The sequence below is a fragment of the Streptomyces sp. NPDC005898 genome, assembly GCF_040629635.1.
In the GTDB taxonomy this organism is placed as follows: Bacteria; Actinomycetota; Actinomycetes; order Streptomycetales; family Streptomycetaceae; genus Streptomyces.
In genome coordinates this window covers 38991-61499 of record NZ_JBEXWC010000034.1, presented here as the reverse complement: position 1 = coordinate 61499, position 22509 = coordinate 38991, and the positions used below count along the sequence as shown (strand labels likewise).

Sequence of the window (22509 nt, the reverse complement as noted above, 5' to 3'; positions counted from 1 at the left end):
AAGGAGTAGCGGCCGCCGACCCAGTCCCAGAACTCGAACATGTTGGCCGTGTCGATGCCGAAGTCGGAGACCTTCTCGGCGTTCGTCGACAGGGCAACGAAGTGCTTGGCCACCGCCTCCTGACCGGCCTTCAGTTCCGTGCGGAGCCAGTCGCGGGCGGAGGTGGCGTTGGTGATCGTCTCGATGGTGGTGAACGTCTTCGAGGCGATGACGAACAGCGTCTCGGCGGCGTCCAGGTCCCGCAGGGCCTCGTGCAGGTCGGCGCCGTCCACGTTCGACACGAAGCGCACGGTCAGGTCCCGGTCGGTGAAGGAGCGCAGCGCCTCGTACGCCATCGCGGGGCCGAGGTCGGAGCCGCCGATGCCGACGTTGACGACGTTCTTGATGCGCTTGCCGGTGTGGCCGGTCCACTCCCCCGAACGGACCTTCCGGGAGAACGCGCCCATCTTGTCGAGGACGGCGTGCACCTTCGGCACCACGTTCTCGCCGTCGACCAGGACGACGGCGTCCCGTGGGGCGCGCAGGGCGGTGTGCAGGACGGCGCGGTCCTCGGTGGTGTTGATCTTCTCGCCGCGGAACATGGCGTCCCGCAGCCCGAACACGTCGGTGGCCGCGGCCAGTTCGCGCAGCAGCCGCAGTGTCTCGTCGGTGACGAGGTGCTTGGAGTAGTCGATGTGCAGATCACCGACCTGGAGGGTGTACGCCGTGCCGCGCGCCGGGTCCGCGGCGAACAGCTCGCGCAGTCGCACCTCCCCGAGCTGCTCGCGGTGGGCGGCGAGCGCCGTCCACTCGGGCGTCTGATCAAGCCTGCCGCGGCTCTCTGCGTTCATCTCGGACGTCAGCCTTCTCTCGTACCCGCGTACGTGCAGTGCCCCCGTGGCCCAACCTAATGGATCAGGCACCGGGCAGGCGCCTCACGCACCGGGCACGCACCTCACGTACCTCACGTACCGGGCACCCGTCGAACAGCTGACGGAACGAGAGAACGGCCGGGCACCTTCGTCGGTGCCCGGCCGTACCCCAAGTCTCAGATCTCGCCCCGCAGTTTGGCGAGCGCCTCCGCGAGAATCGCCTCGCCGTCCGCGTCGCTGCGCCGCTCACGCACATACGCCAGGTGCGTCTTGTACGGCTCGGTGCGCGGCGGGTCCGGCGGGTTGTCCCGGTCCTGACCGGCCGGAAAGCCGCAGCGGGGGCAGTCCCACGTATCGGGGACCTGCGCGTCGCTGGCGAAGCTCGGCTGCGTCTCGTGCCCGTTGGAGCACCAGAAGGAGATGCGCAGTCGCGGCGCGGACTCACCGCGCTCGGCCTCGCCCATCGGCCCCGCCCCGACCCGACTTCCTCGGATCGCGTTGCCACTTGCCACGGTCGTAACTCCCTGCGTGATGGTGCTGCTGCGGGCGCCTCAGTTTACGTAAGGCCCAACGCGCGTCCAGTGTGCGGAGTTACACCCCCACCCCCGGACGCCAGCCCATGATAAGCCGCGTACGCGCGCTCGCACCGGACAAGCGACCAGTGCCTGGCGTCAGTTGTTCGCCTTCGTCAGCAGGGCCAGCGCGACAATGCACGCGAACCACAGCAGACCGACCACGACGGTGATGCGGTCCAGGTTGCGCTCCGCGACGGAGGAGCCGCCGACGGACGACTGCATGCCGCCACCGAACATGTCGGACAGACCGCCGCCCTTGCCCTTGTGCATCAGCACCAGCAGCATCATCAGCAGGCTGAAGACGATCAGGGCGATCGAGAACCCCATAACCACGGCTGGACCAACTTCCTCGGATCTGACTCGGATCTGAATCGACGCTGTATCGACGACGGGGGCCGGAGCCTCGATGACCGAGGCCGCCCGGCCCCCGCAAGGGTACGACGTATTGCCGCTAGCGCATACTCACTGGTCGCGGAAGCGGACGATCTTGACGAACTCGTCCGCGTCGAGCGCGGCGCCGCCCACCAGGGCGCCGTCGACGTCCGGCTGCGCCATGATCGCGGCGACGTTCCCGGACTTCACCGAGCCGCCGTACTGGATGCGCACCTTGTCGGCGAGCTCCTGCGAGTACAGCTCGGCGAGGCGGCCGCGGATCGCGCCGCACACCTCCTGCGCGTCCTCGGGGGTCGCGACCTCGCCGGTGCCGATCGCCCAGACGGGCTCGTAGGCGATCACGATGGACTCGGCCTGCTCGGCCGGGACGTCCTTGAGGCCGCCGTCGACCTGGTTCAGCGTGTACTGGACCTGCTGGCCGGCCTTGCGGATCTCCAGGCCCTCGCCGACGCAGAGGATCGGGGTCAGGCCGTGCTTGAAGGCCGCCTTCACCTTGGCGTTGCAGAGCTGGTCGGACTCGTTGTGGTACTGGCGGCGCTCGGAGTGGCCGACGGCCACGTAGGAGCACTTGAGCTTGGCCAGCATCGGGCCCGAGATCTCTCCGGTGTAGGCACCGGAGTCCTGCGCCGAGATGTCCTGGGCGCCGTACTTGATCTTGAGCTTGTCGCCGTCGACCAGGGTCTGCACGGAGCGCAGGTCGGTGAAGGGCGCCAGGACGGCGACCTCACAGGCCTCGTAGTCCTTGTCGGCCAGGGCGAAGGCGAGCTTCTGGACGTGGGCGATGGCCTCGAGGTGGTTGAGGTTCATCTTCCAGTTGCCCGCCATCAGCGGGGTGCGCGTAGTCATCAGGTGTCAGTTCTCCAGTGCCGCGAGGCCGGGGAGCGTCTTGCCCTCGAGGTATTCGAGGGAGGCGCCGCCGCCGGTGGAAATGTGGCCGAATGCGTTCTCGTCGAAGCCCAGGGTCCGCACGGCGGCGGCGCTGTCGCCACCGCCGACGACGGTGAAGGCCGGGGAGTCGAGGAGCGCCTGGGCCACCGCCTTGGTGCCCTCGGCGTAGTCGGGGTGCTCGAAGACGCCCATCGGGCCGTTCCAGAAGATGGTGGCCGCGTCGGCGAGCTTCGAGGCGTAGAGCTTACGGGTCTCGGGGCCGATGTCGAGACCCTCCTGGTCGGCGGGGATGGCGTCCGCGGCGACCGTGGTGGGGTTGGCCGGGGCCTTGGTCTTCAGGTCCGGGAAGACCGGCGAGATGAGCACGTCGACGGGCAGGACGAACTCGACGCCCTTCGCCTCGGCGCGCTCCATGTACTCCTTGACCGCCGGGATCTGGTCCTCCTGGAGGAGGGAGATGCCGACCTCGTGGCCCTGGGCCTTGAGGAAGGTGTAGGCCATGCCGCCGCCGATGAGGATGCGGTCGGCCTTCTCCAGGAGGTGGTCGATCACACCGAGCTTGTCGGAGACCTTGGCGCCGCCGAGGACCACGGCGTAGGGCCGCTTGACGTCGTCGGTGAGCTTCTTCAGGACGCCGACCTCGGTGGCGATGAGGTACCCGGCGTAGTGCGGGAGCTTGGCCGGCAGGTCGAACACGGAGGCGTGCTTGCGGTGCACCGCGCCGAAGCCGTCGCCCACGTACACATCGGCGAGGGCGGCCAGCTGCTCGGCGAACTCGCCGCGCTCGGCGTCGTCCTTGCTGGTCTCGCCGGCGTTGAAGCGGAGGTTCTCGATGACGGCGACCTGGCCGGACGCGAGGCCGCCGACCGTGTCATGGGCGGCGGGGCCCACCGTGTCCCGCGCGAACGCGACGGACTCGCCGAGGAGTTCCCCGAGCCGCTCGGCGGCGGGAAGCAGCGAGAAGGCCGGGTCCGGGGCGCCCTTGGGGCGGCCCAGGTGCGAGGCCACGACGACCTTGGCACCCGCGTCGGCGAGGGCCTTGACGGTCGGCAGGACGGCGCGGATGCGGCCGTCGTCGGTGATGGTGCCGTCGGCGAGCGGCACGTTGAGGTCGGCGCGGACGAAGACCCGCTTGCCGTTGACCCCTTCGGCGAGAAGTGCGTCGATCGTCTTCACTACTGGGCTCCTTGGGAGGGCGGTGACATGCAACAGGGCCCGTCCGGCGCGGCGGTGCGCGGGACAGACCCTGTGCTCACATCGAAATGCCTGCTCTGGATATTAGAGCTGACCGCCGACGAAGGCCGTGAGGTCGACCAGGCGGTTGGAGTAGCCCCACTCGTTGTCGTACCAGCCGAGGATCTTCACCGACGTACCCTCCTGGACCATGGTCATCAGGGAGTCGAAGGTGCAGGAGGCGGGGTCGCTGACGATGTCCGAGGACACGATCGGGTCCTCGGTGTAGTACAGGATGCCCTTGAGGTCGCCGTCCTCGGAGGCCTTCTTGAACGCGGCGTTGACCTCGTCCTTGGTGACCTCGCGCTGGAGCTCCACGACCAGGTCGGTGGCCGAACCGGTCGGGACCGGGACGCGCATCGAGACGCCGTCGAGCTTGCCCTTGAGCTGCGGCAGGACCAGGGCGGTGGCCTTGGCGGCACCCGTCGTGGTCGGGATGATGTTCTCGGCGGCGGCGCGGGCGCGGCGCAGGTCCTTGTGCGGGAAGTCCAGGATGCGCTGGTCGTTGGTGTACGCGTGGATCGTGGTCATCAGACCCTTGACGACGCCGAAGTTCTCGTCGAGGACCTTCGCCATCGGCGCCACACAGTTGGTGGTGCAGGAGGCGTTGGAGATGACGTGGTGGTTCGCCGGGTCGTACTTGTCCTGGTTGACGCCCATCACGATGGTGATGTCCTCGTCCTTGGCCGGAGCCGAGATGAGGACCTTCTTGGCGCCGCCGGCGATGTGCTTCTCGGCGTCGGCCTTCTTGGTGAAGATGCCCGTGGACTCGATCACGATGTCGACGCCCAGGTCGCCCCAGGGGATGTCGGCGGGGTCGCGCTCGGACAGCACCTTGATGGTGTGGCCGTCGACGGTGATGGTGTCCTCGGTGTGCGACACCTCGGCCTTGAGGCGGCCCAGGATGGTGTCGTACTTCAGAAGGTGCGCGGTGGTCGCGGTGTCACCCAGGTCGTTGACAGCCACGACTTCGATGTCCGCACCCTGCTCGAGCAGCGCGCGGAAGTAGTTGCGACCGATGCGGCCAAAGCCGTTGATGCCTACGCGGATCGTCACGAAACCGATCTCCTCGTTGGTACGCCGGTTTTAGACCCCGGCGAGTTGTATGGGATGTCCCCGACCGCCTCCGACCCTACCTCTCCGAGGCCCGTGAAGTGACATCGAGAGGGGCTGCGGGCGGCACAAAGGTCCGTACCCCTCAGTAGGGGTACGGACCACGGGACCTTCGTCCCGATTACGCAGCGTCAGCTGCGCAGATGTGCCAGGGAGGCGCCCATAAGAGCGGCCCTTTCGGCGTTTCCGGGTACGTGTTCGAAGCCGAACCCGAGAAGGACGCTGTCACGCGCTGTGACCGCCGCGTGGGGCCGGTGGAGCTCCCCGGTGCGGCTCCAGTCGCCTGTGATATTGGGGCTCCCGGCCGGGGGCGCGGCGGCGGTCCAGGAGCCGAGCGAGGACTCGAATCCCTCGCTCTCCTTGACAGCCCCGCCGACGACCAGTTCCGCGTTGTCGGCGAAGAGGCCGCGCCCTCCGCTGGAGGGGTCGGTGATCGCGCTGAGGGAGACCTCGACCTTCTTGCCCGCGTAGGCGCTCAGGTCGAAGGCGACGGGCTGCCAGCCGCCGGACGAGCCCGTGAAGCTGTTCCAGGAGCCGCTGGTGCCGGAGGCCGTGCAGCCGTCCGAGCCGCGCGTCAGGTAGTGGCCGAGGAAGGGGTGGCCGTTGAGGAGGAACCCGGCGGCGCACTCGGCGGGCACGGTGGCCCGGGAGTTTCCGTTCCTGTCGGGCAGGGTCGTCCAGTCGTCGGCGCCCGGGGTGTGGGCCTCCAGTACCCCGTGGTCGTAGCCGGGCTCCAGGTTCCAGTTGAGCGCGAACCGCAGTTCGGGCCGGTCGGCGGCCGTGACGCCCGTCAGGTCCAGGGTGCGGGTGAGCCGCTTGTAGTCCCGGTCGGCGTGGGTGGCCGAGGCCATGCCCTGGCCCGCGTAGGGCGCGTACGGATTGGCGAGGCCGGGGTAGGAGCCCGCCGCAGCGCTCCGGAACTGCGGGAACCGCGCGGGCGGGAGGTTGTCGGAGGTGACCGTGAAGCGGCCGGCCTCGTCGAGGGGGTTGGCCGCGGCGTCCGCGAGCGGGGCCTTCACCCCCCTGAGGGCGCCGCTGCCCTCGAAGCCCTTGACGCCGGGGGCGGACAGACGTTCGTACGCGCCCAGGTAGTACTGCGCGAAGTCGTCGGTGAGGGCCTCCCCCAGGTCGACGTCGCCGCCGGCGCGCTCGCCGGCCTCGATGAGCTTGCCGCCCTCGTTGAGGTAGGCGCGCAGGGCGAGCTGGGTGGGCGCCCCGGGCACGGCGTCGCCGGTCGCGTGGACGACCACGGAGAAGTGCGACAGGACGCCCAGCGGGTGCGGTGCGCCCTTCTCGGCGACGTCCCAGACGGCGGCGGCGCGCCCGTTGGCCTTCAGCGCGTCGACGTACTTCTTGGTCCCGGTGGCCGGTGCGCCTTCCTCGGCGACGACCAACGCGCTCGCCCTCGGGCGTGCGGCGACGGTGTACGTGAAGTGCTCGCTGTGCGTGCGGCCCTTCTTGGTGCGGCCGGTGAACCACACCTCCACCTTGTCGCCCACGCGGGCGTCCGCGATCTTCGCGCGGTACTGATCGAAGTGGAGGTTGTCCTGCCCGCCGTAGGTCTCGCCGCCCTTCCAGGCCCTGAGGTGCTTCTCCTGCGTGCGTCCGCCGTTGACGCGGTACGTCAGCTCCTTGTCGCGCACGGACCTGCGGGCGGTCACGGCGACCTCCTGGTCGCCGCCGCGCGCGTACGAGGTGGTGAAGGTGTCCGGGGTGAAGTCCGGGGCCTCGGCGCCGGTGACGGAGACCGGCTTGTCGGGGTGGAGGGCGGTCTCCGCGACGGCGAGCGCGAAGGGCACGTTCTTCGCGAACTCCTGCTGGATGAGCTTCTCGTCGTCGGGGAAGGTGAAGACGGACGCGCAGTCGCCGGGCTTCCAGGCGTCGTCGGGGTCGACGTTCGAGGCGGTCTGGCAGGTGGACATCTCGGGGGTGAACATCGAGATGCCGTTGACGTTGCCCGCGTGCCCGTCGGCCTCGCCGTTGGTGGTGTACAGCTCGGAGGCGACCTGCGGGTGGTAGCCGGGGATCGCGGGCTTCTCCGGGGTGCCGGCGAGCGCCCGGTGGAGGACGTCGTCGGGGGTGGGCGTGGCGACCTGCCAGCCCACTCCGTAGAGGATCAGTTCGGCCGCCGAGTGGTAGTTGACGCCGTACTCGAAGCCGATGCGCTTTTCGAAGCGGTCGAGCGCCCTGGTCTCCGGCTCGGACATCGGCGCCGCGCCGCGGTAGGTCTCGGAGGAGGCGTCGGGGGACGAGCCCTCGTTGTCGTAGCCCCACTTGTAGGCGAAGTTGCGGTTGAGGTCGACGCCGTCGCCGGGGGCGATGGTGCCGTCGCCGTCGATGTCGCGGAGGTTCTTGCGCCACTGGCGGTCGCCGTCGGCGGCGTGCGTGAAGTCGTAACCGTCGGGGTTGGCGGAGAGCACGAACCACAGTTCGGTGGAGTCCACCAGTTCGGTGATCCGCTTGTCCTTGCCGTAGTTGTCGAGGTAGTGGTGCATCAGGCGGCGGGTCATCTCGGGGGTGATCCACTCGCGGGCGTGCTGGTTGGACAGGTAGAGCGTGGCCGGCTTGGCGCCGTCCCTGGTCTTCCCGGCGTTCTTGGAGACCTTCAGGGCGAGGATGTCCTTGCCCCGGACGGTCTTGCCGATGGAGACGACCTTGGTGAGGCCGGGGTGGGCCTGCCCGGTCCTGACGATCTCCTCCTTCAGCCCGCCCCTGCCGCTGTACGGCCGGTAGACGCCGTCCCCCGCGGCCCGCACCCGCTTCTCGGCGGCCGGGGAGACCGTGTGCTCGCGCAGCTCGACGCCCCGGCGCTCGATCGCCGCGGCCTGGCCCTCGGTCAGGTACAGCTCGACGCGGCCGGTGCCGTGCTCGGGTGCCTGCCCCGCCAGTTCGTGGGCGTCCTGGCCCGCCTCGATCAGGAGGGGGATCTGCTCCTTGGTGACCTCGGCCCGGTAGACCTTCACGGTCGCCGGGTCGTCGGCGGCCGGTGACTTCGCGGGTCCGCTCGCCTGGGCGTGCGGTGCGGCGGCGAGACCACCGATGAGCAGTGCGGAAGCGGCGAGGATCGATCTCGCGCTCGCTCTTCGTCTCATGAGCCCCCCTTGCGGTTGCCCGGCACGGATGTGCGGGATGCCAGGCTCGTGACAGTGCATGATCATGTCAATACGGCGGCGGGGGGCGGCCGGAGGTGTCCGCGAGCAAGCGGAAGCCGCCGGTGCCCCGGGAGGCGTCGGCGGCTGTCGCTGCTCGTGGGGCGGTCAGACCGCCATGTTGTCCGCGAGTTCCTCGGTCAGATTGGACTCCGTGCCGGGGATGCCCAGGTCCTGGGCCCGCTTGTCCGCCATGGCGAGCAGGCGGCGGATGCGGCCCGCCACCGCGTCCTTGGTCAGCGGCGGGTCGGCGAGCGCGCCCAGCTCCTCCAGGGAGGCCTGCTTGTGCTCCATGCGCAGCCGGCCGGCCGCCGCGAGGTGCTCGGGGACCTCCTCGCCGAGGATCTCCAGGGCCCGCTGCACCCGGGCGCCCGCGGCGACGGCCGCGCGGGCCGAACGGCGCAGGTTGGCGTCGTCGAAGTTGGCCAGGCGGTTGGCGGTGGCGCGCACCTCGCGCCGCATCCGCCGCTCCTCCCAGGCGAGGACCGACTCGTGCGCCCCGAGGCGGGTCAGCAGCGCGCCGATCGCGTCGCCGTCGCGCACGACGACCCGGTCCACGCCCCGCACCTCGCGCGCCTTGCTCGCGATCTGGAGTCTGCGGGCGGCGCCCACCAGGGCCAGCGCCGCCTCCGGACCCGGGCAGGTGACCTCCAGGGAGGAGGAGCGGCCGGGCTCGGTGAGCGAGCCGTGCGCGAGGAACGCCCCGCGCCAGGCCGCCTCCGCGTCGCAGGTGGCCCCCGAGACCACCTGCGGCGGCAGGCCCCGGATGGGACGGCCGCGGCCGTCCACGAGGCCGGTCTGGCGGGCGAGCTGATCACCGCCCGCGACCACCCGAACGACGTAGCGCGAGCCGCGCCGCAGGCCGCCGGGGGCCATCACGATCAGCTCCGAGCTGTGCCCGAAGATCTCCAGGACGTCCCGCTTCAGGCGGCGTGCCGCCATCGCGGTGTCCAGCTCCGCCTCGATCACGATGCGGCCGCTCACCAGGTGAAGGCCGCCCGCGAACCGCAGGATCGCCGAGACCTCTGCCTTCCTGCAACAGGTCCGGGTGACGGGGAGCCGGGAGATCTCGTCCTTCACCGCTGGCGTCATCGCCATGGGCCGATCCTTCCATGCATCCGAAAAATACGGTCGTACGCGGCTGCCAGGAGCTCCGGATCGTGCCTCGGAGTCCCGTCGGGCCGGGCCACCGCTGCCAGCTCGACCGTGGCACCGAGCCGCTTCGCGGCGTCGGACAGTGATTCACGGTCGGGCACGGCGTCCTCGTCGGCCAGCACCACGTCCAGGGCGAGTTTAGGGGCGTGTCGGGCCAAAACCTCCAAATGACGCTGCGGAGAGAAGCCATCGGTTTCTCCCGGTTGCGGCGCGAGGTTCAGCGGGAGGACCTTGCGGGCCTTCGTCTCGGTCAGCGCGTCCAGCAGCTCGGGGACCAGGAGGTGCGGGATCACCGAGGAGAACCAGGAGCCCGGGCCGAGGACGACCCAGTCCGCGTCGAGGACGGCGGCGACCGCCTCGGGGACGGCCGGCGGGTCGGACGGCACGACGTGCACCGACTGGACCTCGCCGGGGGTGAGGGCCACCGTGGCCTGGCCGCGGACGGTGTCCACGTCGTCGGGGCGGCTCGGGTCGTGGCCCTTGACCAGCGCCTGGAGCTCCAGCGGCACGGCCGACATGGGAAGGACGCGGCCCTGCGCGCCGAGCAGGCGGCCGACCAGGTCCAGCGCCTGGACGTGGTCGCCGAGCTGCTCCCACAGGGCGACGATCAGCAGATTGCCGACCGCGTGCTCGTGCAGCGCGCCGCGGGACTGGAAGCGGTGCTGGATGACGCGGGCCCAGGTCTGGCCCCAGTCGTCGTCGCCGCAGAGCGCGGCGAGCGCCTTGCGCAGGTCGCCGGGGGGCAGCACGCCCAGCTCGTCACGGAGGCGGCCGCTGGAGCCGCCGTCGTCGGCGACGGTGACGACGGCGGTGAGGTCGCCGGCCCCGGTGATGCGGCGCAGCGCGGCGAGCGAGGCGGACAGGCCCATGCCCCCGCCGAGCGCGACCACCTTCGGCTGGGTGCCCCGCTTGCGGCCCAGACGGCTCAGGCGGACGGTCCGGCGGGTCGGCTTCACTCGCGCCCCATGTCCCGGTGGACGATGACGGTCTCCACGCCCTCGGACGCCAGGCGCGCCCCGAGCTTCTCCGACATGGCCACCGAGCGGTGCTTGCCGCCCGTGCAGCCGACCGCGATCGTCACGTACCGCTTGCCCTCGCGGCGGTAGCCCCCGGCGATGAGCTGGAGCAGCTCGGCGTACCGGTCGAGGAACTCCTTGGCGCCGGGCTGGTTGAAGACGTACGCGGCGACCTCCTCGTTGAGGCCGGTGTACTGGCGCAGCTCGGGGACCCAGTGGGGGTTGGGCAGAAAGCGCATGTCCACGACCAGGTCGGCGTCGACCGGCAGGCCGTACTTGAAGCCGAAGGACATCACGGTGGCCCGCAGCTCGGGCTCCTCCTCGCCGGCGAACGAGGCGTCCATCTTGGCGCGCAGCTCGTGCACGTTCAGGCTGGAGGTGTCGATGACCAGGTCGGCGTCGCCGCGCAGCTCGCGCAGCAGGTCACGCTCGGCCTCGATGCCGTCGACGATGCGGCCGTCGCCCTGCAGCGGGTGCGGGCGGCGGACCGACTCGAAGCGGCGGACCAGGGCCTCGTCGGAGGACTCCAGGAAGACGATGCGCCGCGTGACGTTCTTGGACTCCAGCTCGGCGAGGGACTCGCGGAGGTTGTCGAAGAAGCGCCGGCCGCGGACGTCGACGACGACCGCGATGCGGGCCACGTTGCCCTGCGAGCGGGCGCCGAGCTCCACCATGGTGGGGATCAGCGCGGGCGGCAGGTTGTCCACGACGAACCAGCCGAGGTCCTCCAGGCACTTGGCGGCCGTGCTGCGGCCGGCACCCGACATGCCGGAGATGATCACCAGCTCGGGGATCGCCGCCTCGGGGACCCCTGGTGTCTCGATCGGCGCGCCCGTGCTCACTTGCTCTCCACCTTCGTCGTGCTCGCTCATGTCTCCTGCCCCCGTCGTTCCTCCGAGGCGCCCGCGGTCACGGGCTCCTCTCCTGCGCTGTCCGAGGTGCCCGCGGCGGTGGGCTCCTCGTCTTCCATGATCTCTCCGGTCGCCATGTTCACCGCGGGGCCGGCGGGCACCGCGCCGGCGAGGGCCGCCACGATGACCTCGGCCGTCTTGCGGCCTATGCCGGGGACCTCGCAGATCTGGTCGATTGTCGCGGACCGGAGCCGCTTCACCGAACCGAAGTGCTTGATCAGGGTCCGCTTGCGGGCGTCGCCGAGGCCCGGCACCTCGTCCAGCGGGCCCGCCTTGAAGCGCTTGGCCCGCTTGGCGCGCTGGTAGGTGATGGCAAAGCGGTGCGCCTCGTCCCGTACGCGCTGGAGGAGGTACAGCCCCTCGCTGGTGCGCGGCAGGATGACGGGGTCGTCCTCGGCGGGGACCCAGACCTCCTCCAGGCGCTTGGCCAGGCCGCACACCGCGATGTCGTCGATGCCCAGCTCGTCCAGGGCCCGCTTGGCGGCGGCGACCTGCGGCTGCCCGCCGTCCACGACGACGAGCTGCGGGGGGTAGGCGAACCGCTTGGGGCGGCCGTCCTCCTCGGTGAGGGCGCTCTCCCCCACTTCGCCGGTGTCCTCGTCCACCCACTCACCGGTGCGCTCCTTGTCGGCGAGGTAGCGCCGGAAGCGGCGGGTGATCACCTCGTGCATGGACCGGACGTCGTCCTGGCCCTCGAAGCCCTTGATCTGGAAGCGGCGGTACTCGCTCTTCCTGGCCAGGCCGTCCTCGAAGACGACCATGGACGCCACGACGTCGTCGCCCTGGAGGTGCGAGACGTCGTAGCACTCGATGCGCAGGGGGGCGCTGTCCAGCTCCAGGGCGGCGGCGATCTCCTCCAGGGCGCGGGAGCGGGTGGTGAGGTCGGAGGCGCGCTTGGTCTTGTGCAGGACGAGGGACTGCCGGGCGTTGCGCGCGACGGTCTCCATCAGGGCCTTCTTGTCGCCGCGCTGCGGGATGCGCAGCGAGACGCCGGCCCCGCGGCGCTCGGTCAGCCACTCCTGGACCGGCTCTATGGGGTCGGGCAGGGCGGGGACGAGCACCTCCTTGGGCACGGCGTCGCCGCTCTCCTCGCCGTAGAGCTGCTGGAGCGCGTGCTCCACGAGGTCGGCGCTGGTGACCGCCTCGACCTTGTCGGTGACCCAGCCGCGCTGGCCGCGCACGCGGCCGCCCCGGACGTGGAAGATCTGGACGGCGGCCTCCAGCTCGTCCTCGGCGAGGGCGATGAGGTCGGCGTCGGTGGCGTCGGCGAGGACGACGGCGCTCTTCTCCATCGCCTTCTTGAGGGCGTCGATGTCGTCGCGCAGGCGCGCCGCGCGCTCGTACTCCATCTCCTCGGCCGCCTGCGCCATCTGCCGCTCCAGGCGGCGGATGTACGTGCCGGTGCGGCCCGCCATGAAGTCGCAGAAGTCCTCGGCCAGTTCGCGGTGGTCCTCGGGGGTGACGCGCTCCACGCAGGGCGCCGAGCACTTGCCGATGTAGCCGAGCAGGCAGGGGCGGCCGGTGCGGGTGGCGTTCTTGAAGACGCCCGCGGAGCAGGTGCGCACCGGGAAGGCGCGCAGGAGGAGGTCGACGGTGTCGCGGATCGCCCAGGCGTGGCCGTAGGGCCCGAAGTAGCGCACGCCCTTCTTCTTGTGGCCGCGCATCACCTGCACGCGGGGGAACTTCTCGTTCATCGTCACCGCGAGGTAGGGATAGCTCTTGTCGTCGCGGTACTTGACGTTGAACCGGGGGTCGAACTCCTTGATCCAGGAGTACTCCAGCTGGAGCGCCTCGACCTCGTTGTTCACCACCGTCCACTCCACGGAGGCGGCGGTCGTGACCATCGAACGGGTGCGGGGGTGCAGATTGGCCAGGTCCTGGAAGTAGCTGGCCAGGCGCTGACGCAGGCTCTTGGCCTTCCCGACGTAGATCACCCGGCGGTGCTCGTCGCGGAACTTGTAGACCCCCGGGGCGTCGGGGATCTGTCCCGGCTGGGGGCGGTAGCTGGAAGGGTCGGCCATGTCGGACAGCCTACTGGCGTGCACTGACACTCCGGGTCGGCCGCCACCGGCCCGGGGGCGGCGCGCGGGAACGGCGGTCGGCCGGTGGGTGGGCGGCGCGCGGGAACGGCGGCCGGCGTCCCGGCCGCCGTTCGCGTGCCTCAGCCCTGGTGCCGGGCCCGGCGGCGCCTCACCAGCATCGTCCCGGAGAGGCCGAGGGCGGCCAGGGCGCCCGCGCCGGCCAGCGTGGAGGCGACGGTGACGGGGCCCTGGGCAGGGCTCGGCGCGGGGCTCTGGGCGGTGGTCCGCCCGGACTCCGTCTCCTCGTAGCCGCCCGCCTTGCCGGACCGCTCGTACGCGGAGCCCGGCAGCTTGTCGCCGTACGCCTTGCGCACGCGCTTGCCGTAGGCGGCCAGCGAGGTGCCGTCGGCGCCCACGGCACGCACCGCGTCCTTGTCGAGCGGCAGCACGCGCGCGTGCCCCTGCACGTACCAGGCGTTGATCTGCGGCTCGTGGAAGACGGTGCCTCCGGGGAGCTTGGCGGCGCCCACGCGCGCGTAGTGCGTCTCGTCGTCCCCTGTGGCGATGTTCACGACCTGCCAGGAGCCGCCCCGGCGGACGGTCCAGAGGGAGGCCTCCTGGCCGTCGGAGGAGACCGCCTTGCTGGCGAGGAACTCCAGGCGGGCGACCGGCGCGCCCTTCTTGCCCGCGACGAACTCCGGCGAGAGGTAGTAGACGGGCACGGCCCCGCCCTGGACGCGCGGGTGGGCGGCGGCCTTGGTGACCGCTCCTTCCCGGGCGAAGAAGCGGGAGAGCGTCTCCAGGGTCTTCGGCGCCTTCGCCGCCTCGTGCGCGGCCTCGCGGGAGGCCGTGGAGGGCGCGGCGGGGGCCGAGGGGTCCGGTGCGGCGGAGGCCGCGGGGACCGCGAGGCCCAGGAGGAGGGTGACGGCCGAACCGGCGAGCGCGGTCCTGGCCAGGCGGCGCGGGAGGTGACGGGTCATCGCTCTCACGCCCCGATCCGGTAGAGCGAGTGGGTCCAGGAGAAGGTGTCGTTGTCGACGTACCAGGCGTGCGAGGCCCAGTTGTAGCGGTCGCTGGAGGGCCACGGGTCGCCCCAGTAGACCCAGCTGTCGGCGTCGTCGTAGCCGTAGACCACGTGCATGTGGCCACCGCCGTTCGCCCACTGGATGCGGGTCTCGACCGGGCGCCCGGCGTTGATCTCGGACTGCACGGTGGAGTAGCGGAGCCAGCCGGTGACGTATGAGCCGGGGTTGATGCCCGCCCAGCGCAGACCGCTCTGGACGTTGCCGAGCGTGGCCTGGTTGTTGGGGCACTCGGTGTTCTGGCTGCGCCCGAAGGCCGCGTTGCAGAACTGGTTCTGGCTGTAGTTGCGGCCCAGGAAGGTCGCGATGGTGTTGCCGCCCGCCGCCCAGCACCAGTTGGTCTTCTGCTGCGCCTGCATGGTGATGTTCAGGCGCTTGGCGGCGAGGACGGAGGCGTCGGCGGCGCTCCGGCCCCCGCTCGCCTGCTGGACGGAGGCCGGGGCGGGGGCGGGGGCCGCCGTCGCGGTGGCCGTGGGCGCGGCGAAGAGAGCCGCGGTGACGAGGGCGAGCGCGGACAGACGTCTGCGTCTGCCTGTGCCGCCGCTCTTGTTGATCGGTGAGCGCATCGCGTTCCTCCCGAGCGGGATGTGGGGTGTGGAGGAGCGCGTCCGGACGCTTGCGATTGAGCATCGAGTGTTGTCGGGTGCAGGTCAACACGCTTCAATGCGGAATTACTTGGGCCGTGAACGGCGGCCCACAGATGTGAACGCACGCCGCGCGCCGACCTGGCGGCCCGCCGTGACCGGCCCGAACGCCGTGGCGGCCGAAGTGAACGTTCACAGGGAAGGGGCCCTCATGCGGTACGACGCACGGCTCGCACAGGGCGCACGCTCGAACGACGTGGCGCGGACGAACGAGGCGGGGCGGCCGAGCGAGGTGGCGCGGCCGAGCGAGGTGGCGCGGGCGCATGGGGCGGCGCGAGCGTACGAGAGCGGTGGCGCTCGGGGTCGGCCCGAGGCGGGGCGGGCGGCGGACGGTGATCCGGCGGAGCTGACGGCCGCCTTGCGCACCGGGCCCTTCCACATCGCGCTGCGCACCGCGATCGCCGCCCGGCGGCTGCCGTTGCAGCGGGTGCGCCACCATCTGGCCCAGTACGGCATCACCGTCGGCGTGACCAGCCTGAGCTACTGGCAGCAGGGCGCCCGGCGCCCCCAGCGCGCCGAGTCACTGCGCGCCGTGCGGGCCCTGGAGGAGATCCTCCAGCTCCCCGAGGAGTCACTGCTCCGGCTCCTTGACCACCCCTTCGAACGCTCCGACGCCGAACGGCCCTCCGCCCGTTCGTACCGCTCCCTGGTCGAGGCCTCCGACGTGCTGCGCGGACTCCTCGCCGAGCTCGGCTCCCCGGTCGACGGGGGGCTGCACACCATCGGCCACCACGAGCGGGTGCGGATCGGCGCGCGCCGCGAGCTGCTCGGCCGCGAGTCGCAGCACGCCGTACGCGCGCACCAGGACGGCGTGGACCGCTATGTGGCGATCTACTACGGCGACCCCGGCTGCGCGCCCGAGCGCATACGGGTGCGGGCCCTGGAGAACTGCCGGACGGGACGGGTGCGGTGGCACGCGGGAGCGGGGGTGCTGGTCGCGGAGCTGCTCTTCGACGCGCGGCTGCGGGCGGGCGAGACCCATCTGTTCGGCTACGGCTTCGAGGACGGCACGGCGGGGACGGCCACCGAGTACGTGCGCGGCTTCACCTACGCGGGCGGGCAGTACGCGCTCCAGATCCGCTTCGACGCCGACGCCCTGCCCGTACGCTGCCACCGCTTCGCCCAGCAGTCGGCGGCCGCCCCGCGCGGCGGCCGGCAGGAACTGACCCTGAGCGGCAGCCACCGCTCGGTGCACCTGGTGGAGCCGCAGGTGCGGGCGGGGCTGCTGGGGATCGCCTGGGACTGGCAGTGACCGGGGCCCCGGCGGCGGGGGTGAGGCTGCGGCTGCCCGGGGGGGGGGGAGGCGGCGGGGGCGGTCAGGCCTTCTTCTCCGGGCCCGCGATGAGCTTGCCGTTCCGCACCTTCACGGGCAGCTCGCGCAGCGGCTCGTCCGCCGGCTCGTGCAGCACCGCGCCGTTCGTGGCGTCGAACTGGCTGCCGTGGCACTGGCAGATGAGCTTGTGCCCCTCCAGCGTGTTGATCGGGCAGCGGGCGTGGGTGCAGATCGTGCTGTACGCCTTGTACTGGTCGTCGGAGATCCGACTGACGACCACGTTCTGGTCCGTGTACAGCTTCGAGGCGCCCACCTGCACGTCGTCGGAGTTCCCGAGGTCCACCGGCGCGGTCGGCGCCGACCGGTTCGAGCCTTCGTCGCCGGCGGAGCAGGCGGTGAGGCCGAGCCCGACGGCCGGGGCGAGAGCGGCGGCCCGCAGCACGGTGCGGCGGGCGGGGGGCGTGCCGGGCATGGTGTCTCCACAGGTCAGGGGCATCGGTGACGGATCAGACCATACCGGCGGGAGCGCGGCGGACCGGGTGGGGTACGCAGGGGCCCGCGTCCGCTGCCCGCGCACGGCCCGGCGGTCGCGGACGGCCTAGCCTGGGCGGGACGCCCGGCCGCGCGACGTGCGGCCCGGCGTCCCGCCCAGGACCGAGCCAGGCAGCGCCCGAGAGGAACCGCCCGTGATAGTCGTCGCCGGAGAGGCCCTGATCGACCTCGTGCCCGAGGGACGGGAGGCGGGGGCCGGACTTCCCTTGCTCGCGCCGCGCCTGGGCGGCGGCCCGTACAACACCGCCGTGGCACTCGGTCGCCTCGGCTCCCCCGTCGCCTTCTGCTCGCGCGTGTCGCGGGACGCCTTCGGCGAGGCCCTGCTGGACGGGTTGCGGGCGGCCGGTGTCGACCTCGCCTGCGTCCAGCGCGGCCCGGAGCCGACGACGCTCGCCGTCGCCTCGATCGGCGCGGACGGCTCGGCCGGGTACTCCTTCTACGTCGAGGGCACGGCCGACCGGCTCTTCAGCGCTCCGGAGCACCTTCCCGAGGGCGTGCGCGCGATGTCGTTCGGCACCTGTTCGCTCGTCCTGGAGCCGGGCGCGAGCGCGTACGAGGAGCTGCTGCGGCGGGCGGCGGGGCGCGGGGTGTTCACGGCGCTCGACCCCAATGTGCGGGCGGCACTGATCCCCGACGCGGACGCCTACCGGGCGCGGTTCCGGAGCTGGCTGCCGTCGGTCTCGCTGCTCAAGCTGTCGCAGGAGGACGCCGACTGGCTCGGCGGCGGGCCCGAGGAGTGGCTGGCCGCCGGGCCCTCTGCCGTGGTGGTCACCCGGGGCGGCGAGGGCCTGTGGCTGTACACACGGGACGGCATGGAACTGCGGGTGCCCGGCGAACGGGTCGACGTCGTGGACACCATCGGCGCGGGCGACACCGTCAACGCGGCGCTGCTGCACGGCCTCGCGGCGCGCGACGCGCTCTCGGCGGATGCCTCGGCCGGATTGGGCGCTGCCGGCTGGCGCGACGTGCTGCGCTTCGCCGCGCGCGCGGCGGAGATCACCTGCTCACGACCGGGCGCAGAACCCCCGTACGCGGCGGAGCTCCGCTGACGACGGGACGGCCTGTCGGGGTCCGCTCGGGGCTGCCCATCCGGGTCCGCTCGGGGCTGCCTGTCGGGGTCCGCTCGAGGCCGCCCATCCGGGTCCCCTCGGAGCAGCGTGCCCGGGTCCCCTCGGGCCTGCTTGTCGGGGCCCGCTCGGGGCTCTGCCCAAGCGGATCCCCTCGGGGCTGCCCTTCCCGCCCGCTCGGGGCAACGCGCCCGGGTCGGACACGGGGCTGCCTGCCCGGGTCCCCTCGGGGCTGCCTATCGGGGTCCGCTCGGGCAATGCGGCCGGTTGCTCAGGGCAGCCCATCCGGTTCCCCTCGGGCCAGTGCGCCCGGGTCGCACACGGGCTGCCCATCCAGTCCCCCCCGGGGAGGGCCGGGGTCGCGCGCCCGGCCCCGGGGTGCTCACCCCTTCGGGAACGCCCCGTGGCGTCCCGCGCCCGCCGTGAAGCGGGCGGCGCCCTCCGTGGCCCCCGCGAGGGAGTGCCTGCCGTGGCGCGACTCTCCCGCCATCGCTTCCCGCTCGGGCAGGCCGCCCTGTTCGAGGAGGGAGAGCCGGTCGTGCCGCAGGCAGGTCTGCGGGAACGCGGCGATCTCGGCGGCGAGGCGTTCGGCGGCGGCGCGCGAGGTGCCGGTGGGGACCGTGCGGTTGACCAGGCCCATGCCGAGCGCCTCCGCCGCGCCCACCGGGCGGCCCGTGAGGATCAGGTCCATGGCACGGCTCTCGCCGATCAGCCGGGGCAGCCGCACCGTTCCGCCGTCGATGAGGGGGACGCCCCAGCGGCGGCAGAAGACCCCGAGGACGGCGTCCTCCTCGGCGACCCGCAGATCGCACCAGAGGGCGAGTTCGAGGCCGCCCGCGACGGCGTGACCGGAGATCGCCGCGATCACCGGCTTGCCCAGCCGCATCCGGGTGGGGCCCATGGGGCCGTCCCCGTCCGCCGTCACGTCGTTGCCCTCGGGCGTCCCGATGGCCTTCAGGTCCGCGCCCGCGCAGAAGGTCCCGCCCTCGCCCCACAGGACGGCGACGGACGCTTCGGGGTCGGCGTCGAAGGCGCGGAAGGCGTCGGCCAGGGCGTGGGCGGTCGGCCCGTCGACGGCGTTCCGCACCGCGGGCCGGGAGAGCACGATGGTGGTGACGGGGCCGGTGCGTTCACTGCGTACGGACATGTCCTCCAGCCGACCACGGCCAGGGCCGCCCCCACAAGGACGCGCCATCCCCTGCGCCGCACGGCGAAGCGCCCCGCCCCCGGACGTGGGGGCGGGGCGCTTCGGTCGACCGGTGACGCCGGTCAGGCCTTGTGGCCGGTGACGCCGGTCAGGCCTTGCGGGCCCGCGTCGTCTTCTTGGCGGCCGTCTTCTTGGCGACGGCCGCCTTCTTCGCAGGCGCGGCCTTCTTGGCCGGGGCGGCCTTCTTCGCGGGGGCAGCCTTCTCGGCGGCCACCTTCTTCGCGGGGGCGCCCGTCCTGGCCGTGGCCGTCTTCTTCGTGGCCGTGGCGCTCGCCGCCACCGCCCGCTTCGCGGCCGGCTTCTTCGCCGGGGCCTTCTTGGCCCGCGCCCGCCCCTGCGAGGGCAGCGCGTCGCTGATCCGGTCCGGCGGGATGATGTCCCGCAGGAACTTGCCGGTGTGGCTCGTCGTCACGCCCGCGACCTCCTCGGGCGTGCCCTCGGCGACGACCAGGCCGCCGCCGTTGCCCCCCTCGGGGCCCATGTCGACGACCCAGTCCGCGGTCTTGATCACGTCGAGGTTGTGCTCGATGACGATGACCGTGTTGCCCTTGTCGACCAGCCCGGAAAGGACCGTGATCAGCTTGCTGATGTCCTCGAAGTGCAGACCGGTGGTCGGCTCGTCCAGGACGTACACGGTCCGGCCCGTGGACCGCTTCTGGAGCTCGGAGGCCAGCTTCACGCGCTGGGCCTCGCCTCCGGAGAGCGTGGGGGCGGACTGGCCGAGGCGCACGTACCCGAGGCCGACGTCGGTGAGCGTCCGCAGGTGCCGGGCGATGGCGGGCACGGCCTCGAAGAAGCCGAGCGCCTCCTCGATCGGCATGTCGAGGACCTCGGCGATGGACTTGCCCTTGTAGTGCACGTCCAGCGTCTCGCGGTTGTAGCGCGCGCCGTGGCAGACCTCGCACGGGACGTACACGTCCGGCAGGAAGTTCATCTCGATCTTGATGGTGCCGTCACCGGAGCAGTTCTCGCAGCGGCCGCCCTTGACGTTGAAGGAGAAGCGCCCGGGGAGATAGCCCCGCACCTTCGCCTCCGTGGTCTCCGCGAACAGCTTGCGGACGTGGTCGAAGACGCCGGTGTACGTCGCCGGGTTCGACCGGGGGGTGCGGCCGATGGGCGACTGGTCGACGTGCACGACCTTGTCCACGAGGTCGTCGCCGTCCACGCGCGTGTGGCGGCCGGGAACGGAGCGGGCGCCGTTCAGCTCCCTGGCCAGGTGCGTGTAGAGGATGTCGTTGACCAGCGTCGACTTGCCGGAGCCCGAGACGCCCGTGACGGCCGTGAGGACGCCGAGCGGGAAGGAGACGTCGATGTCCTGGAGGTTGTTCTCCCGGGCACCGTGCACGGTGAGCTGCCGGGCCGGGTCGGCGGGCCGGCGCACGTCCGGGACCGGGATGGACTTCTTGCCCGAGAGGTACTGCCCGGTGATCGACTTGTCGTTGGCGAGCAGCTCCTTCATGGAGCCGCTGTGCACGACCTTGCCGCCGTGCTCGCCCGCGCCGGGGCCGATGTCGACCACCCAGTCGGCGACCTTGATGGTGTCCTCGTCGTGCTCGACGACGATGAGCGTGTTGCCCATGTCGCGCAGGCGTACGAGGGTCTCGATGAGCCGGTGGTTGTCGCGCTGGTGGAGACCGATGGACGGCTCGTCCAGGACGTAGAGCACGCCGACCAGGCCGGAGCCGATCTGGGTGGCCAGGCGGATGCGCTGGGCCTCGCCTCCGGAGAGGGTGCCGGCCGCGCGGTTCAGCGAGAGGTAGTCCAGGCCGACGTCGACCAGGAAGCGCAGCCGTTCGTTGACCTCCTTCAGGACGCGCTCGGCGATCTTCTTGTCGCGGGCGCCCAGCGTCAGCTCGGCGAGGAAGTCCGCGCAGTCGCTGATGGACATCGCGGAGACCTCGGCGATGGACTTCCCCATGACCGTGACCGCGAGGACGATCGGCTTGAGGCGCGTGCCCTCACAGGTGGGGCAGGGCACCTCGCGCATGTAGCCCTCGAAGCGCTCGCGGCTGGCGTCGCTCTCGGCCTCGCTGTGGCGGCGCTTGACGAAGGGGACGGCGCCCTCGAAGGCCGTGGTGTAGACCCGCTCGCGGCCGTACCTGTTGCGGTAGCGCACCTCGATCTGCGTCTTGTGGCCGTACAGCAGGGCCTTCTTGGCGCGCTGGGGCAGGCCGGCCCAGGGCATGTCGGTGGAGAAGCCGAGGGCGTCGGAGAGGGCGCCCACCAGCCGGGCGAAGTAGTCCTTGGTGTGGCCGTGCGACCAGGGGTGGATGGCGCCCTCGTCGAGCGACTTGTCCTCGTCCGGGACGATCAGCTCGGGGTCGACCTCCATGCGCGTACCGATGCCCGTGCAGTCGGGGCAGGCGCCGAAGGGCGAGTTGAAGGAGAAGGATCGGGGCTCCAGCTCCTCGAACGACAGGTCGTCGTAGGGGCAGTAGAGGTGCTCCGAGTACATGCGCTCGCGCTCGGGGTCGTCCTCGGGCAGGTCGACGAAGTCGAGCACGACCATGCCCGAGGAGAGGCCGAGGGCGGTCTCCACGGAGTCGGTCAGGCGGCGCTTGGCGGAGTCCTTCACCGTGAGGCGGTCGACGACCACCTCGATGGTGTGCTTCTCCTGCTTCTTCAGCGTGGGCGGCTCGGAGAGCTGGATCGTCCGGCCGTCGACCCGCGCGCGGGAGTACCCCTTGGTCTGGAGGTCGGCGAAGAGGTCGACGAACTCGCCCTTGCGCTCGCGCACCAGCGGGGACAGCACCTGGAAGCGGCTGCCCTCGGGCAGTTCCAGGACCTTGTCGACGATGGCCTGCGGCGACTGGCGGGTGATGGGCCTGCCGCACTCGGGGCAGTGCGGCTTGCCGATGCGCGCGAAGAGCAGGCGCAGGTAGTCGTAGACCTCGGTGATGGTGCCGACCGTCGAGCGAGGGTTGCGCGAGGTCGACTTCTGGTCGATGGAGACCGCGGGCGAGAGGCCCTCGATGAAGTCGACGTCGGGCTTGTCCATCTGCCCGAGGAACTGCCGGGCGTACGAGGACAGCGACTCGACGTACCGCCGCTGGCCCTCGGCGAAGATCGTGTCGAACGCGAGCGAGGACTTGCCCGACCCGGAGAGTCCGGTGAACACGATGAGGGAGTCACGCGGGAGGTCGAGCGAGACGTTCTTGAGATTGTGCTCGCGCGCGCCACGGACGATGAGACGGTCGGCCACGCCGGTCCGCACCTTTCTAGAGAGAAGTGACAGGGACGAAACCCCGTCTTTCACAGACTAGGGCGAGCCACTGACAACGCCGGGCTGGTTCCCCGGTTCACCTGTGGAACACATCCGGACCGTCAAGAATGCCCGATGCCACGTCCGACCATATAGCACGCACATTCGATTACCGGG

Annotated in this window: 17 protein-coding genes and 1 pseudogene; 2 read left to right on the top strand and 16 right to left on the bottom strand. The window is 71.6% G+C overall.

From position 1 onward, the window contains the following. From ABZ385_RS30675 to ABZ385_RS30615, 13 genes and pseudogenes are all read right to left on the bottom strand, one after another. A pseudogene (locus ABZ385_RS30675) lies at positions 1-830 on the bottom strand (glucose-6-phosphate isomerase); the annotation flags it as partial. A 197-nt stretch (positions 831-1027) separates the two neighbouring features. After that, on the bottom strand, positions 1028-1363 hold the full coding sequence (locus tag ABZ385_RS30670) for an RNA polymerase-binding protein RbpA (RefSeq protein WP_003957010.1): 336 nt from the start codon (positions 1361-1363) through the stop codon (positions 1028-1030). Between the two features lie 159 nt (positions 1364-1522). Beyond that, a complete protein-coding gene (secG, locus tag ABZ385_RS30665; protein ID WP_358583805.1) occupies positions 1523-1753 on the bottom strand; it encodes a preprotein translocase subunit SecG in 231 nt (76 codons plus the stop codon). Between the two features lie 135 nt (positions 1754-1888). Then, on the bottom strand, positions 1889-2665 hold the full coding sequence (gene tpiA, locus ABZ385_RS30660; protein WP_358583807.1) for a triose-phosphate isomerase: 777 nt from the start codon (positions 2663-2665) through the stop codon (positions 1889-1891). 6 nt (positions 2666-2671) lie between these two features. Next, positions 2672-3883: a phosphoglycerate kinase gene (locus tag ABZ385_RS30655; RefSeq protein ID WP_358583809.1), complete on the bottom strand. Its 1212-nt coding sequence runs from the start codon at positions 3881-3883 to the stop codon at positions 2672-2674. Positions 3884-3985: 102 nt separating this feature from the next. Next, positions 3986-4996, bottom strand: coding sequence for a type I glyceraldehyde-3-phosphate dehydrogenase (gene gap / locus ABZ385_RS30650; RefSeq protein WP_358583811.1), 1011 nt, complete (start codon positions 4994-4996; stop codon positions 3986-3988). Positions 4997-5184: 188 nt separating this feature from the next. Continuing rightward, complete coding sequence (locus ABZ385_RS30645; RefSeq protein ID WP_358913944.1) at positions 5185-8145, bottom strand: M14 family zinc carboxypeptidase; 2961 nt, start codon at positions 8143-8145, stop codon at positions 5185-5187. Positions 8146-8310: 165 nt separating this feature from the next. After that, entirely contained in the window at positions 8311-9300 is a 990-nt protein-coding gene (gene whiA, locus ABZ385_RS30640) for a DNA-binding protein WhiA (protein ID WP_358913943.1), read from the bottom strand. Further along, positions 9291-10313 carry a uridine diphosphate-N-acetylglucosamine-binding protein YvcK gene (yvcK, locus tag ABZ385_RS30635; RefSeq protein ID WP_358583817.1) on the bottom strand — a complete coding sequence of 341 codons (1023 nt, stop codon included), beginning with the start codon at positions 10311-10313 and terminating at the stop codon, positions 9291-9293. Before yvcK ends, whiA begins: the two co-directional genes overlap by 10 nt. Then, entirely contained in the window at positions 10310-11245 is a 936-nt protein-coding gene (gene rapZ / locus ABZ385_RS30630; protein ID WP_358583818.1) for an RNase adapter RapZ, read from the bottom strand. The genes yvcK and rapZ overlap by 4 nt, the downstream gene beginning before the upstream one ends. Next, a complete protein-coding gene (gene uvrC / locus ABZ385_RS30625; RefSeq protein ID WP_358583820.1) occupies positions 11242-13305 on the bottom strand; it encodes an excinuclease ABC subunit UvrC in 2064 nt (687 codons plus the stop codon). Before uvrC ends, rapZ begins: the two co-directional genes overlap by 4 nt. 140 nt (positions 13306-13445) lie before the next feature. Further along, the gene (locus tag ABZ385_RS30620; RefSeq protein ID WP_358583822.1) at positions 13446-14285 is read right to left on the bottom strand and encodes a hypothetical protein; all 840 of its coding nucleotides are present in this window, start codon (positions 14283-14285) and stop codon (positions 13446-13448) included. A gap of 5 nt (positions 14286-14290) precedes the next feature. Next, entirely contained in the window at positions 14291-14953 is a 663-nt protein-coding gene (locus tag ABZ385_RS30615; RefSeq protein ID WP_358698083.1) for a papain-like cysteine protease family protein, read from the bottom strand. Between the two features lie 229 nt (positions 14954-15182). Here ABZ385_RS30615 and ABZ385_RS30610 point away from each other — a divergent pair, with 229 nt between their 5' ends. Continuing rightward, entirely contained in the window at positions 15183-16283 is a 1101-nt protein-coding gene (locus ABZ385_RS30610; RefSeq protein WP_358583825.1) for a hypothetical protein, read from the top strand. Positions 16284-16347: 64 nt separating this feature from the next. Here the strand turns inward: ABZ385_RS30610 and ABZ385_RS30605 are convergent, their stop codons facing one another. Continuing rightward, on the bottom strand, positions 16348-16776 hold the full coding sequence (locus tag ABZ385_RS30605; protein WP_358698080.1) for a Rieske (2Fe-2S) protein: 429 nt from the start codon (positions 16774-16776) through the stop codon (positions 16348-16350). Positions 16777-16990: 214 nt separating this feature from the next. Here ABZ385_RS30605 and ABZ385_RS30600 point away from each other — a divergent pair, with 214 nt between their 5' ends. Beyond that, positions 16991-17905, top strand: coding sequence for a carbohydrate kinase (locus ABZ385_RS30600; protein ID WP_358913942.1), 915 nt, complete (start codon positions 16991-16993; stop codon positions 17903-17905). A gap of 400 nt (positions 17906-18305) precedes the next feature. On the opposite strand, the gene ABZ385_RS30595 is transcribed toward ABZ385_RS30600, so the two are convergent. Then, a complete protein-coding gene (locus tag ABZ385_RS30595; protein WP_358913941.1) occupies positions 18306-19070 on the bottom strand; it encodes a crotonase/enoyl-CoA hydratase family protein in 765 nt (254 codons plus the stop codon). A gap of 148 nt (positions 19071-19218) precedes the next feature. Beyond that, positions 19219-22332 (bottom strand): excinuclease ABC subunit UvrA, encoded by a 3114-nt coding sequence (gene uvrA / locus ABZ385_RS30590; protein WP_358913940.1) that lies wholly within the window; start codon positions 22330-22332, stop codon positions 19219-19221. Positions 22333-22509 lie beyond the last annotated feature (177 nt).

Coding starts and splice junctions, on each gene's coding strand:
- secG (WP_358583805.1), bottom strand. CDS start 1,753: ATGGGGTTCTCGATCGCCCTGATCGTCTTCAGCCTGCTGATGATGCTG.
- tpiA (WP_358583807.1), bottom strand. CDS start 2,665: ATGACTACGCGCACCCCGCTGATGGCGGGCAACTGGAAGATGAACCTC.
- ABZ385_RS30645 (WP_358913944.1), bottom strand. CDS start 8,145: ATGAGACGAAGAGCGAGCGCGAGATCGATCCTCGCCGCTTCCGCACTG.
- whiA (WP_358913943.1), bottom strand. CDS start 9,300: ATGGCGATGACGCCAGCGGTGAAGGACGAGATCTCCCGGCTCCCCGTC.
- rapZ (WP_358583818.1), bottom strand. CDS start 11,245: ATGAGCGAGCACGACGAAGGTGGAGAGCAAGTGAGCACGGGCGCGCCG.
- uvrC (WP_358583820.1), bottom strand. CDS start 13,305: ATGGCCGACCCTTCCAGCTACCGCCCCCAGCCGGGACAGATCCCCGAC.
- ABZ385_RS30620 (WP_358583822.1), bottom strand. CDS start 14,285: ATGACCCGTCACCTCCCGCGCCGCCTGGCCAGGACCGCGCTCGCCGGT.
- ABZ385_RS30615 (WP_358698083.1), bottom strand. CDS start 14,953: ATGCGCTCACCGATCAACAAGAGCGGCGGCACAGGCAGACGCAGACGT.
- ABZ385_RS30610 (WP_358583825.1), top strand. CDS start 15,183: ATGCGGTACGACGCACGGCTCGCACAGGGCGCACGCTCGAACGACGTG.
- ABZ385_RS30605 (WP_358698080.1), bottom strand. CDS start 16,776: ATGCCCGGCACGCCCCCCGCCCGCCGCACCGTGCTGCGGGCCGCCGCT.
- ABZ385_RS30595 (WP_358913941.1), bottom strand. CDS start 19,070: ATGTCCGTACGCAGTGAACGCACCGGCCCCGTCACCACCATCGTGCTC.